The organism is Streptomyces sp. NPDC059989, from assembly GCF_042736975.1.
In the GTDB taxonomy this organism is placed as follows: domain Bacteria; phylum Actinomycetota; class Actinomycetes; order Streptomycetales; family Streptomycetaceae; genus Streptomyces.
In genome coordinates this window covers 63,555-76,333 of sequence record NZ_JBHWUO010000009.1, presented here as the reverse complement: position 1 = coordinate 76,333, position 12,779 = coordinate 63,555, and the positions used below count along the sequence as shown (strand labels likewise).

At 71.0% G+C, this 12,779-nt stretch carries 15 protein-coding genes; 10 read left to right on the top strand and 5 right to left on the bottom strand.

Annotated elements, in window-relative coordinates:
- Positions 1-3 precede the first annotated feature (3 nt).
- A complete protein-coding gene (locus ACFWBN_RS10480; RefSeq protein ID WP_385173680.1) occupies positions 4-738 on the bottom strand; it encodes a translation initiation factor IF-2 in 735 nt (244 codons plus the stop codon).
- 308 nt (positions 739-1,046) lie between these two features.
- On the opposite strand from ACFWBN_RS10480, the gene ACFWBN_RS10475 reads away from it, so the two are divergent.
- From ACFWBN_RS10475 to ACFWBN_RS10460, 4 genes are all read left to right on the top strand, one after another.
- Positions 1,047-1,487 carry a hypothetical protein gene (locus tag ACFWBN_RS10475; RefSeq protein ID WP_385173677.1) on the top strand — a complete coding sequence of 147 codons (441 nt, stop codon included), beginning with the start codon at positions 1,047-1,049 and terminating at the stop codon, positions 1,485-1,487.
- A 35-nt stretch (positions 1,488-1,522) separates the two neighbouring features.
- The gene (locus ACFWBN_RS10470) at positions 1,523-3,415 is read left to right on the top strand and encodes a GMC oxidoreductase (protein ID WP_385173674.1); all 1,893 of its coding nucleotides are present in this window, start codon (positions 1,523-1,525) and stop codon (positions 3,413-3,415) included.
- A 5-nt stretch (positions 3,416-3,420) separates the two neighbouring features.
- On the top strand, positions 3,421-4,257 hold the full coding sequence (locus ACFWBN_RS10465) for a hypothetical protein (protein WP_385174066.1): 837 nt from the start codon (positions 3,421-3,423) through the stop codon (positions 4,255-4,257).
- A gap of 91 nt (positions 4,258-4,348) precedes the next feature.
- Positions 4,349-5,239, top strand: a complete 891-nt coding sequence (locus tag ACFWBN_RS10460; RefSeq protein WP_385173671.1) for a restriction endonuclease — start codon at positions 4,349-4,351, stop codon at positions 5,237-5,239.
- Between the two features lie 147 nt (positions 5,240-5,386).
- Here ACFWBN_RS10460 and ACFWBN_RS10455 read toward each other — a convergent pair whose 3' ends face one another.
- From ACFWBN_RS10455 to ACFWBN_RS10440, 4 genes are all read right to left on the bottom strand, one after another.
- On the bottom strand, positions 5,387-6,604 hold the full coding sequence (locus tag ACFWBN_RS10455) for a hypothetical protein (protein ID WP_385173668.1): 1,218 nt from the start codon (positions 6,602-6,604) through the stop codon (positions 5,387-5,389).
- 15 nt (positions 6,605-6,619) lie between these two features.
- Positions 6,620-6,880 carry a hypothetical protein gene (locus ACFWBN_RS10450; protein ID WP_385173665.1) on the bottom strand — a complete coding sequence of 87 codons (261 nt, stop codon included), beginning with the start codon at positions 6,878-6,880 and terminating at the stop codon, positions 6,620-6,622.
- Between the two features lie 29 nt (positions 6,881-6,909).
- Positions 6,910-7,158: an ABC transporter permease gene (locus tag ACFWBN_RS10445; protein ID WP_385174063.1), complete on the bottom strand. Its 249-nt coding sequence runs from the start codon at positions 7,156-7,158 to the stop codon at positions 6,910-6,912.
- Positions 7,159-7,441: 283 nt separating this feature from the next.
- Positions 7,442-8,407: a pirin family protein gene (locus tag ACFWBN_RS10440; RefSeq protein WP_385173662.1), complete on the bottom strand. Its 966-nt coding sequence runs from the start codon at positions 8,405-8,407 to the stop codon at positions 7,442-7,444.
- A gap of 99 nt (positions 8,408-8,506) precedes the next feature.
- On the opposite strand from ACFWBN_RS10440, the gene ACFWBN_RS10435 reads away from it, so the two are divergent.
- From ACFWBN_RS10435 to ACFWBN_RS10410, 6 genes are all read left to right on the top strand, one after another.
- Entirely contained in the window at positions 8,507-8,857 is a 351-nt protein-coding gene (locus ACFWBN_RS10435; protein WP_385173659.1) for a tetratricopeptide repeat protein, read from the top strand.
- Positions 8,858-8,947: 90 nt separating this feature from the next.
- Positions 8,948-10,144 (top strand): methyltransferase, encoded by a 1,197-nt coding sequence (locus tag ACFWBN_RS10430; protein ID WP_385174061.1) that lies wholly within the window; start codon positions 8,948-8,950, stop codon positions 10,142-10,144.
- A 51-nt stretch (positions 10,145-10,195) separates the two neighbouring features.
- A complete protein-coding gene (locus ACFWBN_RS10425; protein ID WP_385173656.1) occupies positions 10,196-10,948 on the top strand; it encodes a MerR family transcriptional regulator in 753 nt (250 codons plus the stop codon).
- A 224-nt stretch (positions 10,949-11,172) separates the two neighbouring features.
- Entirely contained in the window at positions 11,173-11,730 is a 558-nt protein-coding gene (locus tag ACFWBN_RS10420) for a DUF6230 family protein (RefSeq protein WP_385174058.1), read from the top strand.
- A complete protein-coding gene (locus ACFWBN_RS10415; RefSeq protein WP_385173654.1) occupies positions 11,721-12,122 on the top strand; it encodes a DUF6114 domain-containing protein in 402 nt (133 codons plus the stop codon). The genes ACFWBN_RS10420 and ACFWBN_RS10415 overlap by 10 nt, the downstream gene beginning before the upstream one ends.
- Positions 12,119-12,769: a hypothetical protein gene (locus ACFWBN_RS10410; protein ID WP_385173652.1), complete on the top strand. Its 651-nt coding sequence runs from the start codon at positions 12,119-12,121 to the stop codon at positions 12,767-12,769. The genes ACFWBN_RS10415 and ACFWBN_RS10410 overlap by 4 nt, the downstream gene beginning before the upstream one ends.
- Positions 12,770-12,779: the final 10 nt, after the last annotated feature.

Below are 12,779 nucleotides of genomic sequence, written 5' to 3'. Positions count from 1 at the left end.
CGTTCAGTGCGGTGCCGGTTGCGGGTCCAGGGCGTTGCCGACGGTGCAGCCGCCCTCTCCGGGCATCCGCTGGATCCGGGGCGGCACCCACACTTCGGTGGCGCCGGGTCCCACGCGGGCGAGAAGACAGTCCTGCGCCTCGAAGCTGTTGCCCTTCACCGACAGGAGAACGCCGACCCGGCCGCCGTCCGCCTTCACCTCGGTACGGATCGCCGGATCCAGGTCCAGTGCGGCGAGCGCACGGCGCACGTCGGCCTCGTCCACCCGGCCTCCCTCCGGCACCCGGGGAAGTGTCGCGCGGAGCTCCTCGTACGGCAGCCGGGGCGGTTCGGGTGGCGGGGCGAAGGTCAGCGGAGGGCCATCCGGGCAGTCCACGTCGCGGGGATCCTCACGCCACTCCGACTTGGGCGACACCCGCACCGCGAAACAGCGCCGCACGGCCACCTCCTCGGGGTCGAACCATGCGTTGTACGCCGAACCGGACGTGCGGACGACCACGTCGACGCCGTTCCCGTCGTGTGTCGAGGTACCCGTCACCCGCAGTACCTCCACCCCGTCGATGCCGGAAGCGGAGCGCCCTACCTCCTCCGCCGTGCGCGGACGCTGTCCGTAGAGCCGCTCGCCCGTCTTCCTGGCCACCTCCCGTGCGGCGTCCGTCGCCTCGTCCTCAGAGGACTGCACCACCCCGCAGCCAACGGTGAACAGCAACAGCGGGGCGAGCAGCAGCAGTCGGCGCATGTGTCCACCCTTCCGGCGCCGCGCGCGGCGGGCACCCGTTCGCGTACTCGGACCGGGATGGGTGATCGTACTCAGACGGTGCGGCGATCATACGACCGGCCGCCGGGCCCACAACCCACGACGGAGATCCTGGGGCTTGGGGCCCGTCTTCTCCTGGGGATGGCCGGATCACGCCGACCGTCCCCTCCGGCGTCGGCGCCCCCGCATGACGGGACCTGCGGCGGGGAACGGATCGTGATCGTCCGTTGCCGCGCGGCTGTGCTCGTCGGCAACCGGCGCCCAGAACCGCGCTCGTAGGGGGAGACGTCATGGTGCCGCACGTCATGGAGGACGTGGACGGGGGCGATGCATTCATCGCGACGTCCGCGGCTCTGACCGGATTCAGCGAGGAGGAGCTGCGAGCCACGGGAATGTCGGAAGAGTACCGGGCCGTCGTACGGGAACAGGTCGGGGCCGATCGCTACAAGCTCCTGGTCGAAGAGGAACAGCTCCCTGACCGGGCCGACGGAGATCGTAGGTCCGACGAGGGCCGGGCAGAGCTCGCCGATGCCGTGATTCGCCTCTGGTACACGGGGAGTTGGCCCGGACTCGACGGTACGGCGCCCTTCACCGTCTCCGCCCGCGCCTACGCAGCGGGGCTCGTCTGGCGCGCCTTCGGCGGGGAGCCGCCAGGTGTCGGGCCCAGCGGCTTCGGAAGCTGGGCCGAGGCTCCCGTCGACGTCGCCGCAGGGGCCGGAGTCGCGCGGTGAGCCCGGGTCGCCCTGGTCGCCCGCAGGAGTACGACGTGATCGTAGTCGGCGGGGGCTTCGCCGGGACGTTGATGGCGCACCGGCTCGGTGAGCGCGGCCGGCGCGTGCTGGTCCTGGAGGCGGGGCTGCGGGCGGTCGACGCCGCGCAGGGGCATCGACAGGCGGTGGACACCTACCTCGCCGCCTCGGCCAAGGTCCCGGGATCTCCGTACCCGCCGCATCCGGCGACGCCCCGGCCCGAGGTCACCGACCTGACCGGCCTGGCCGGCGGGGGGTACCGATCCGACGGCTACCTGATCCAGCGGGGCGAACTCCCCTACGCCAGCGGATACGTGCGCGCGAACGGCGGAACCGGCAACGTGTGGACCGGGCTCACCCCGCGGATGCACCCGGAGGACTTCCGTACCGACCTCTTCGGCTACGGCCGTGCCTGGCCCATCGGTTACGCCGACCTGGAGCCGTACTACCGGGCCGCCGAGCGGGAGATCGGCGTCGCGGCCGACGCCGACGAGCAACGCGCCCACGTCGGGCTGCCCCTGCCCCACGGCTACGTCTTCCCCATGCGCGCGCTGCCGCCCAGCCACCTGGACCGCCTGATGGCGGGACGGCTGGACGGCCGGTGTGTGAAGGACCCGGGCGCCGACGATCCGGTGGAGCTGCGGGTCGCAGGAACTCCGCACGCCCGCAACGGGGTTCCGCACCCCTCGTACGACGGCGGCGCCGGGTACGTGCCCGTGGGCGCCGAAGGACGGTCCGACCCGCACAACCGCTGTGTTGGTCACGCCAGTTGCATCCCGGTCTGCCCCTCCCAGGCCAAGTACACGCCCCTGAAGACCCAGGCACGCTGGAGCCCCACGGTGGAGCTCGTCGACCGGGCGGTCGTGAGCCGCGTGCTGGTGGACGGCACCGGCCGCGCCACGGGAGTCGAGTACCTCTCGTACGGGGACGGGGACGGGGACGGGGGCGGGGACGGGGGCGGGGACGCGGACGGGGTCACCCGGCATCGCGTTGCCGCGGACGTCGTCGTCCTGGCCGCCCACGCCGTGGAGAACGCCAAACTGCTGCTGCTCTCGGGTCTCGCGAACCGCAGCGGGCAGGTCGGCCGGAACCTGATGGACCACCCGGTGCTGCTCGCCTGGGGCCTCATGCCGGAACAGGTGGGTCCGTACCGGGGCCCCGGCTCCACCTCGGGCATCGAGGGCTTCCGCTTCGGCCGGGCCCGCCGCCGACGGGCACCGTTCCGCATCGAGATCGGCAACTGGGGCTGGGTCTGGGCCACGGGAGGCCCCGACTCGGACCTCGCCGCGCTCCTGGGGCCCGCCGGCCGACAGGGGGGCGGCGGCCTGCGCGGCGCCACACTGCGAGCCTCCGTAGCGGACCGGGTGGGCAGGCAGTTCGCCCTGCAGTTCGAGATGGAACAGGGTGCCGATCCGGCCAACCGCATCACCCTCGACCCCCATCGCAGCGATGCCCTCGGGCTGCCGCGCCCCGTCGCCACGTACAACCTCTCCGCACACGTCAGGGACGGCATCGCGGCGGCAAAGGAAGTCTCCGACCAGATCTTCGCGCTGCTGGGCGCGGAGGACCACAGCGACTACGCACCCGGCCCCGGCCAGCCCGGCCATTTCGTCCATCACGGCCGCTCCTACGCCTTCCGCGGGGCGGGGCACGGCGCCGGCACCCACATCATGGGCGACTCGCCCACGACCTCGGTCGTCGACGAGTGGCAGCGCTGCTGGGACCACCCGGGGCTGTACGCGATCGGCTGCGGCAGCCTGCCCTCGGTCGCCACCTCCAACCCCACGCTGACGATGGCCGCGCTCGTCCTGCGCAGCGCCGAACGCGTGGAAGGCGAACTGACCGAGCGAGACCGGCCCGTCGCCCTGCACCGCACCGAACCCGCCACGATCACCGGAGACGCCTCGTGAGCCCGATGCCCCTGCCGCCCGTACCGGCCCCGTACCAACTCCCCTTCCACTACGGCGCTCTCCACAACCTCGGCCTGGACTTCCTGGTCGATCCCGCCGTGGCTCGGGACGTCCTCGCCAAACACCATCCCGCCCTGAGCGCCGCGGAGTTCGGCGGACGAGCCCTGGTGTCGGTGAACTTCCAGCTGTACTTCGCCCAATACCAGTTCGGCGCGGGAATCACCCAGGAGGTCGAGGTGAACGTCATCGCGTTCCCCACGGACGCGGCCGACCGCCTGCCCGACCTGTCGTACGAGCAGTACGCGCAGGGCTACGACCAGACCAAACTCCTCGGCATCGCCCGCATCCACGTGCTGTGCGACAATCCGCTCGCGATCGACGCCGGCCGCAAGCTCTACGCCGAACCCAAGCACCCCGGATGGTTCGAGGCGGCCATGCCGTCCCTCAACGGACCGGCCGGCAACAGCTGGCACGTGACCTGCAAGGCGGCCGGCCTCACACCCGAGGGCGATATCGAGCGCCACCCCACCGGCCTCTTCACCCTCGCCGCCGACCTCACAGGCCTCACCGGTACCCCCGTGAACAACACCCCCATCACGGGCTACGGCACCGACGACACCGGCCGCCCCCTGGCCGGCCCCATGAACGTGTACCAGCCCTACCTCTGGTACGCCCCTGCCGACATCGCGGCCGACCGGGCCCACCTCGCCGTCCTCGACCCGACCGCCGACGTCGGCCAGGACCTCACCCGGCTGCTGAACGGCACCGCCCCGGCGGGAGCCTGGACCTACCAGTCATCCCCGGTCGCCGCCCACAACCGCCCCTACTACCTGCGGCACTGATCCGGCTCCGACTCACGCCTGCCGGCCGAACCGGCGGTTGCTCCGCGAGATGGTTCACTCATCACAAGTCTCTTCAACACCAAGGAAATTCGTGTCCGACATACCAGCCACCTTCCACGCGGGTGTCAAGCCCGTCACGGACGACCCGGCAACGCCGCCGAAGAAGTTCACCACTGACTGCTCGCTGTGCGGCAAACCCCTGATCCCCAGCCGGCATCGCTTCGTCACGTTGGGCTCGCAACACGGCTGGCCTCTGGCATGGCACCTCACGAGCGACACCACCACCTGCGTCCCCGGCATCGTCCCCAGGCCCGTAACCCTCGTCGCCCTGTCCAAGGGAGACCACATCCTGGGTCCGGACGGCCGGCCACACGTCGTGCACGAGTGCACTCCGCTCACCCGCGGTTACCGACTCCACGCCATCAGCCGGGCGCCGGTATATCTGGACTACGCCCACTTCTTCCTCGTCCCCGAGGCCACCGAATTCGACCGGCTTCGCGACCAGGCGAACACTGCGCCGCGAGCCTTGGCTCCGGCCGGCTTCCGCTTCCCCACCTACGACTCGCTGCTCTTGACCGCCGACCAGATCGACGAACTCTCGCCGGCCGACTTCGAGCTGTTTGTGGCCTCACTCCTCGAATACAGCGACTGGAGCATCGTGCGGCGAGGCGGGCACTCGAACGACCGCGCGGCGGACGTCCTGGCTGTGGATCGGGAGGGTGTCTACGTCGCCGTCCAGTGCAAGCACACCAGCACCGGCAGGGGCAGCAATGTCGGTGCACCCACCATGTACCAGGTGAACGGCACAGCCCTTGCCGAACACGGCGCCACGGCGGCGTTGGTCGTGACCAACGGCGGTTTCACGAAGGAGGCCCGCTCCTTCGCGCGGCGCCACCGAATTCCGACCATCGACAGGAGTGCCCTCCTGCTCTGGGCCAGCCGGAAGGCGACCCTCCACGACCTTCTCTCCGCGTCCACGTAGTCGCCCCTCCTGGACCACATGCGGGGCAAGACCCGGATCGATGCCGTCGACGACTTCGCCTATCCCCTGCCGGTGACGGGCCGGCATGCGTCCGGGAAGCCGAGCGGCGCGGCGTGTGCGCCGCCGGAGTGCTGCGCACACGCCGGATCAGCTGCCGATGCCGAAGTGCACGTACCGCGGTTCCACGTTGCGGCGGTCGAAGCCGCCCTGGAGGGTGTAGCCGGAGGCCACCCAATCCGAGGAATTCGGATCATGGCGGTGACAGGTGAGGTAGTCACCCCACTTTCCCCCCAGGGGGCCGTGTGTGCTCGTACTGGTGATGGCCAGCCGCCATTCGCCGCCGTCGCGGAAGCCCACCACGTGCGAGGGATGCCTCGGACCACCGCCGAGGAACAGCGTGACGCCGACGATTCCCTGGGCGTTCGGGCAGGCCGCCGGCTGGGCGTACGCGGACTCCTGGCTCCAGATGTCGGGCTCCTCCACCAGAGCCTGCGTGGTCACGTCGACGACCGCGCCCTTGACGTACGGCATGGGCCGTCCGGACCGGGGCCCGGCCGTCCACAGGAATCCCGCGCGGGTGCCGCTCACCCAGCCGCCGGTGATGCGCGAGTCGGTACGGGTGAGCCACTCGACGCCGCCGGGTCCGGGAGCGGAGAACGGATCGCGGGTCCACTGGCTCACCTGCACATCGAACGAGCCCACCGTGTTCGAGGCGTCGGGCCAGCCGTACACCCTCAAGGTCCGGCCGCCGTTGTGGCTGGCGAAGAACATGCTGCCGACCGCGCCCTGGGTGAGCCGCAGGGAACCGTTCTGCGTCGTTGTCCACCACTGGTACGTCAGCTCGGTCGCGGCCTTGAGCGCATCGAGGGGCACCTTGAAGGCGAAGGCGCGCTGCCAGTTCCCTGCCGCGTTGAAGGCGTTGAAGGTGATGTAGAGGTGGTTCGAACTCACCGCCGCGTCCGGGTAGTCGAACCACATGTCCGTCCACGAGTGGTCCAGGTCCCGCGGACTGAAGTCCTGCCACTTCCATGCGGTCGGGTCGTCACCAGGGGCGTAGGCCACACGGAAGACGTTGCTGCCCGCCTTGGCGCTGTACTGGAGGATCCAGATCCAGAGGTCCCGGCTGGGTTCGTAGAGGACGATCTGGTCGCAGCAGAAGCCGCCCGCCGCAGAGGGCAGCGTGGTGAACGGATCGACCAGGGTCCATCCCGCGCCGTTGTCGGTGCTGCGGCCGGCGAACCAGTTGCCGGTGATGAAGATGTTGTCGTGGGATGTCGCGACGGTCGGCTCGTGGATGGTGCCGGTCTGGACGCCGGTGGCGTTGTCGTCGAGGCCGATGTTCTTGATGAGGCGGACTTGGGCCATGACTGCTGTCCTCCGTCACTGTTCCTCGGGCTCGTCCAGCTCCTGGGGAATGGTTTCGGGCACCTGGTCCTGAGCGGGGCCCATCGGCTTGCGACGTCGGCTGACCTTCTCCTCGCGGGCGTCGAGCTCCTCGGGTGTCGGCGTACCTTCCGCCGACTCGGCCAGCGCCCGGGCCCGCTTTCCGGTCTTCGCCAGGGACTTCGGCTTGCGGGCATGCCCCACATTCGCTTCCTGCGCCACGTACGGGGGACCCTCGGTCCGCTTCTCGTTCGACATCTGACAGCCTCCGGTTCCTGCTGATCAGCTCACTCCGTGCGCGGCTGCAGCGCCTTGGCCCTGCGCCATTCACCGCGCGCGAGAAGCGAGAACGTGAGCGTGGCGCAGACGGCGAGGGCGACGATGACCCATTCGAGCGCCCCGCTGTGCTGGTCGGGGTCGACCCCGAAGACCTCTTCGATCCAGTCGCGCCAGAGCAGGGTCACGATGAGAAGGATTCCGCTGATCGCGGCGGCGATCGCCTCGATCCAGCCGCGCATACGCACATTACGCATCATCTTGCGCACCCTTCGCGAGGTATTCCACGGCCGGACCGGCCGCTGCACAACCGAGGCCAGGGTGAGGGCGCCCGCCGGACGGACGGGCAGCGACGGCCCATCAGCGGCACCGCCACCGCAAGCAGGCGGCAACAGAAAATGCCGGGCCGGGGCCTCACTCTCAGTAGGCGCCGCACCCCCGAGACTGTCAAACGCACCGGTACGGGTGCGCGCCATGGAACGAACCCCGCCGAGGCGTGGCGGGACACCAGCGGACCTCACGAACTGTCACCAAAGTCAACATTCAGCGCACCCGCCCACGTGCCTTCAGCGGCACCGGCGGGAGTTGCGGCGCGGGGATCGGAGGGCCGTCGTAGCCCTTCACTTCGCCGTAGCGGGTGCCCTCCATCCAGTCCTTGCGGAACTGGACGATCTCCTCGTTGCTGCGCCCGATCCAGTTCCAAAACATGACGATCTCCTCCTCGAACGGCTCGCCGCCCAGGAGCATCAGGCCCGCGTCCGAGGTTGCGCGCAGGGGGAGTTCGGTGCGGCCGCAGCCCAAGTAGAGCATCGAGCCCGGGAGGACCGGGACGCCGTCGACGTGGGCTTCGCCCGACATCGACAGGACCGCGTACTCGAAGTCCGGGTCGAGCGGGAGGCGGGTCTCGGTGCTTGCCGTCAGGGCCAGGTCGGCGCCGACGATCGGGGTGTACGCCGTGCCGGGCGAGGTGGCGGTGTCCAGGGTGCCCAGGATGACCGTCGCCGTCAGGCCCGGGGCCGTCACGTGGGGGAGGTCGGCGTGGTGCTGGAAGTGGGGTTCCACGTCGCGGTGGGCGTCCGGGAGGGCGACCCAGAGCTGGGCGCCGTGCAGGAAGCGGGCGTGCGGGCGCGGGCTCTCCTCCGAGTGGCTGATGCCGCGGCCGGAGGTCATCAGGCCCAGCTCGCGCGGGCGGATCGTGGCGAGGCTGCCCACGCTGTCGCGGTGCAGCACCTCGCCCTCGTGCAGCCAGCTCACCGTCTGGAGTCCGGAGTGGGGGTGGGGAGCGACCTGCATGCCGGGCTCGTCGGCGATGTCGTCCGGGCCGTAGTGGTCCACGAAGCACCAGGCGCCCACCATGCGGCGGCCCAGGTTCGGCAGGAGTCGGCGTACCTCGGTGGACTCCCCGAGCTTGACGGTGCGCGGGCTGAGGAGCTCGCGTACCGGTTCGGCCACGACGAAACCGCGGCCGCCGCAGGCGGAGAGAGCGGGCTGGCGATCGAGATTGCTCATGCGGACAACCTAGTCCCGAGGGGGAGGCTGCGGCGGGTGGAATGTTCCACCGTACGGGCGTGTTCGAGCGGGGGACACCGGGCGTAAGGAAGGGACTCGATGAACGGGCCTACGACGTACCTCGAGCACGGGACGGCAGCCGAGCGCTGGGACCGGGCCCTGCTCTTCTTCGAGGCGAGGGAGTATGCGACCGCCGCCCGCGTCCTCGACACCCTGGCGGGCGAGGTCCCCGAGCAGCTGGCGCCCCGGCTGCTGCTGGCCCGCGCCTACTACCACTCCGCCCAGCTCTCCCGTGCCGAGCACGAGCTGCGCGCCATCCTGGAGCGCTGGCCGGTGGAGGACTACGCGCAGCTGATGCTCGGTCGCACCCTGGAGCGGCTGGGCAGGGCCGACGAGGCCCGTCCGTACCTGCGGACGGCCGCCGCGATGGCCGGGGATCTCCCCGAATAGGGCCGATCGGCCCTCCTCGCGGGCGGGCCGGGGCCCGTCCGTGCGGGGGCGGGGCTCCGGCTCGGTTAGCCTGGGTCGCATATGAACCGCCTGACCACGCCCTTCGGCTCCTACGAGCTCACCCGCTTCCCCGAGGATCCGCGCGACCGGCTCCGCGCCTGGGACGCCGCCGACGAGTACCTGCTGCGCCACCTCGACTCCGGTACCGGTGAGCGCGGTCCGGTGGACCTGGCCGCCGCCGCCGGCCGGATCGCCGTGCTCGGGGACCGCTGGGGAACGCTGACGACGGCGCTCGCCGCGTACCGCCCGACGCAGATCACCGACTCCTCCCTCTCCCGTTCCGCCACCGCGGCCAATCTGGACCGGGCCGGCATCGGGACGTCCAAGGCGACGGTGACGCTGCTGACCACGCAGGACCCGCCGCCCGAGAAGATCGACGTCCTGCTGGTGCGCGTGCCCAAGAGCCTGGCGCTGCTGGAGGACCAGCTGTACCGGCTGGCCCCGCACGTGCACGCGGGCACCGTGGTCGTCGGCGCCGGCATGGTCAAGGAGATCCACACCTCCACCCTGCGGCTCTTCGAGAAGATCCTCGGCCCGACGAAGACCTCCCTCGCGGAGAAGAAGGCCCGGCTGATCTTCTGCACGCCGGGCACCCCGGGTGCCATCCGTCCCACGGCCGCCGACCCGTGGCCGCTGACGTACACGGTGGACGAGGAGGCCGGCTCGGCCTCCGGGCTGACCGTCGTCAACCACGCCGGGATCTTCTGCGCGGACCGGCTCGACGTCGGCACCCGCTTCTTCCTCCAGAACCTGCCGACCAACACCGACGGGGCCACGGTCGTGGACCTGGGCTGCGGCAACGGCGTCGTCGGTACGGCGGTGCAGGTCCACGATCCCGACGCCCAGGTCGTCTTCACCGACGAGTCCTACCAGGCGGTCGCCTCGGCGCGGGCGACGTACCGGGCGAACGTTCGCGAGGGCCTGCGGACCGCCGAGTTCCACGTCGGCGACGGGGTGGCCATGCTGGACCCCTCCTCCGTCGACCTGGTGCTGAGCAATCCGCCGTTCCACTCCCACCAGGCCACGACGGACGCGACGGCGCTGCGGATGTTCGCGCAGTCGCGCAAGGTGCTGCGGCCCGGCGGCGAGCTGTGGATCGTCGCCAACCGGCACATGGGCTACCACACCCACCTGCGCCGGCTGTTCGGCAACAGCGAAGTCGTCGCGAGCGAGCCGAAGTTCGTGGTTCTGCGCGCGGTCAAGCAGGATCGCCCCCGGCCCATGTGACCTGCCGGTACGCAGCCTTGTGACCTGCCGGTACGTCCTACACTCGGCCGCGTGAGCAGCCAGGTGGAGGACGGGATCGGCGGCGGGCGCTACCGCCGCGAGGACGTGGCCCGGGCGGCCGGCGTCAAGGTGCGCAACCTGCGCTACTACCAGGAGCGCGGGCTGCTGCCGCCGCCGCGCCGGGAGGGCCGGATCGCCTGGTACTCCGACGACCACCTGACCCGGCTGCGCCTGATCAGCGACCTGCTGGGGCGCGGCTACACGGTCAACGGCATCGCCGAGCTCCTGCACGCCTGGGAGGACGGCGGCGGCCTGTCGCAACTGCTGGGCCTGGAACGGGAGATGACCCGGGACTGGGTGCAGGAGGAGCCGGTCACGATGTCCCGGGCCGAGCTGCGGGAGCTGTTCGGCCCGACGGCCACGGCCGAGGACACCCGGCGGGCGGCCGAGCTGGGCTACGTCACGGTCGACGGGGACCTCGTCACCCACCGGAGCCCCCGGCTGCTGGACGCGACGCTCGCGCTGGTGCGCGAGGGCGTGCCGCTCGCGGAGATCCTGGACGCCGGAGAGTTCGTACAGGCGCAGGCGGCCGCGCTCGCGGACCGGTTCGTCGGGCTGTTCCGGCGGCATGTGATCGGTGCGCAAGGGCTGGAGCGACTTTCGGCCACGCAGCTCCAGCACATCACGGCGGCGGTGACGGCGCTGCGGCCGGTGGCCGGTGAGGTGGTGGCCACGGAGTTCGCGCGGGCGATGGCCCTGCGGGTGGACGCGGAGGTCGCCGAACTGCTGCGTACGGAGCAGTAGGAGTCGGCCGAAAGGGCGCGCTCGCACAACCTTGCCAACCACCATTGGCACTCTTACATTCAACTCGTCGGTAACAACGGTGCACAGCCGAAATAAGGGACGATCTCATGGCAGATTCCCCCGAGTTACCCGAGCCTCCCGGCCCTCCCGGCCCTCCCGCGCCCCCCGCACCCCCCGCACCCCCCTCAGGCGACGGCCACGTCCGCTGGCGCCGGTTCGCCGTCCTGACCGTCCCCGCCGTCGCCGTCACCGCCGGCCTCGGCATCGCCCTCGCGCAGGGCGTTCTCGCCGCCTCCTTCGCCGTGTCGGGGCAGCAGTTCAAGGTGTCGGCGAAGAGCCTGGAGGGCGAGGGCTTCGCCCAGTACGGCAGCGTCGACGTCAACGCCCGCGAGGAGCTCATCCCGGTGGCGGTCACCGCCATCAGGGAGGCGAAGCTGAACAGCCTCTGCCAGTCGGTGGTCACCACCCTCCCGGTGATCGGGGACATCTCGCTCAACCTCACCGCGGGCCAGAAGACCCCGGTCGAGGCGAGCAATCTGTTCGTCGACGCGACGCAGCTCTCCGGCGATGCCGTCTTCAGCAACATCGAGATCGGGCGCGACGCCTCCACCCTCGACAAGGGGCCGGCCGACGCGCAGGGGATGCAGGACCTCTTCGCCCAGCAGGCGGACAGGGTCAGCATCACCAACCTCCAGCAGACGGCGTGGGCGACCAACGCCGGCACCTTCAAGCTGTCGGGGCTCAGCATGAACATCAGCAAGGGCAAGAAGGAATGCTTCTGACCCGCTGGCGGCGGTGGCGGCGCAGCAGGCCGTTCTGGGGCGGGCTCCTCGCCGTCCTCGCCGGGACCGAGATCTGCCTCCTGCCCCTCGCACCGCTGAAGGTCATGCTCCAGCAGGGGGTGGCGGGCATCCCCTCCGTGCTGATGGGCATCGTCATGATCGTGCTCGGGCTCACCGCCTGGTTCTCGCCCCCGCAGCGGAACCTGGCCGGTGTCCTCACCACGCTGATCGCCACCGCCGCCCTGGTCATGTCGAACCTGGGCGGGTTCCTGATCGGCACCCTGCTCGGGATTCTCGGCGGCGGCCTGATGTTCGCCTGGCAGCCCTACGCCGCCCCGCTCCCCAGCTCCTCCCCCACCCTGCACCAGGATCCCCAAGGAGCACAGCCATGAGCCGTACGCGCACCGCGCTCGCCCTCGGGATGGCCGCCGCCGGAGCCCTGTCGGTGGCCTCGGTCACCGCCTCCGCCGCGCCCTCGCCCCTGGCCGGGTCGACCACCGTCACCCCGGCCGGGCACTCCTTCAAGGCCACCCTCAGCGGGAAGGCCACCCTCAAGGCCGGTTCGGTGACGGTGACCTGCTCGGTCTCCGTCTCCACCGGCACGGTGCCGGCCGCTCCCGGCAACCACAACGCCGCCGGCCCGGTCTCCTCGCCGATCTCGCCGCCGACGTACAGCTCCTGTACCGCCAGCCTGCCGGGCGTGACCCCCACGGTCACCACCAGCGGCGCCTGGTCGGTGTCGATGCAGGACGGCTCCCCGATCACCGCGACGATGACCGTGCCGGTCGGCGGGCTGGTGCTCAAGACGACCGGGCTCGCCTCCTGCACCGTCACCGCGGCGCCCACGGCCGCGGCGAACGTGGGCGGCACCTGGGCCAACGGCGCGCCGTCGAGCCTGACCTTCACCAACGCCTCCGTGCCGGTCAAGGTGACCGGCGGGTTCGGCTGCCCGACGAGCGCGACCTCGTCCGTCTTCAACGCGGTCTACCTCGTCGCCGATTCGACCGATCCGGCGCAGCAGATCACCGTAGGGCCCTGACCCCGCGTAC

Excerpts from the sequence above, each read along its gene's own strand:
- ACFWBN_RS10415 (WP_385173654.1), top strand. The coding sequence starts at position 11,721 with ATGCTTCTGACCCGCTGGCGGCGGTGGCGGCGCAGCAGGCCGTTCTGG.
- ACFWBN_RS10445 (WP_385174063.1), bottom strand. The coding sequence starts at position 7,158 with ATGATGCGTAATGTGCGTATGCGCGGCTGGATCGAGGCGATCGCCGCC.
- ACFWBN_RS10440 (WP_385173662.1), bottom strand. The coding sequence starts at position 8,407 with ATGAGCAATCTCGATCGCCAGCCCGCTCTCTCCGCCTGCGGCGGCCGC.
- ACFWBN_RS10410 (WP_385173652.1), top strand. The coding sequence starts at position 12,119 with ATGAGCCGTACGCGCACCGCGCTCGCCCTCGGGATGGCCGCCGCCGGA.
- ACFWBN_RS10475 (WP_385173677.1), top strand. The coding sequence starts at position 1,047 with ATGGTGCCGCACGTCATGGAGGACGTGGACGGGGGCGATGCATTCATC.
- ACFWBN_RS10450 (WP_385173665.1), bottom strand. The coding sequence starts at position 6,880 with ATGTCGAACGAGAAGCGGACCGAGGGTCCCCCGTACGTGGCGCAGGAA.
- ACFWBN_RS10480 (WP_385173680.1), bottom strand. The coding sequence starts at position 738 with ATGCGCCGACTGCTGCTGCTCGCCCCGCTGTTGCTGTTCACCGTTGGC.
- ACFWBN_RS10455 (WP_385173668.1), bottom strand. The coding sequence starts at position 6,604 with ATGGCCCAAGTCCGCCTCATCAAGAACATCGGCCTCGACGACAACGCC.
- ACFWBN_RS10435 (WP_385173659.1), top strand. The coding sequence starts at position 8,507 with ATGAACGGGCCTACGACGTACCTCGAGCACGGGACGGCAGCCGAGCGC.
- ACFWBN_RS10465 (WP_385174066.1), top strand. The coding sequence starts at position 3,421 with ATGCCCCTGCCGCCCGTACCGGCCCCGTACCAACTCCCCTTCCACTAC.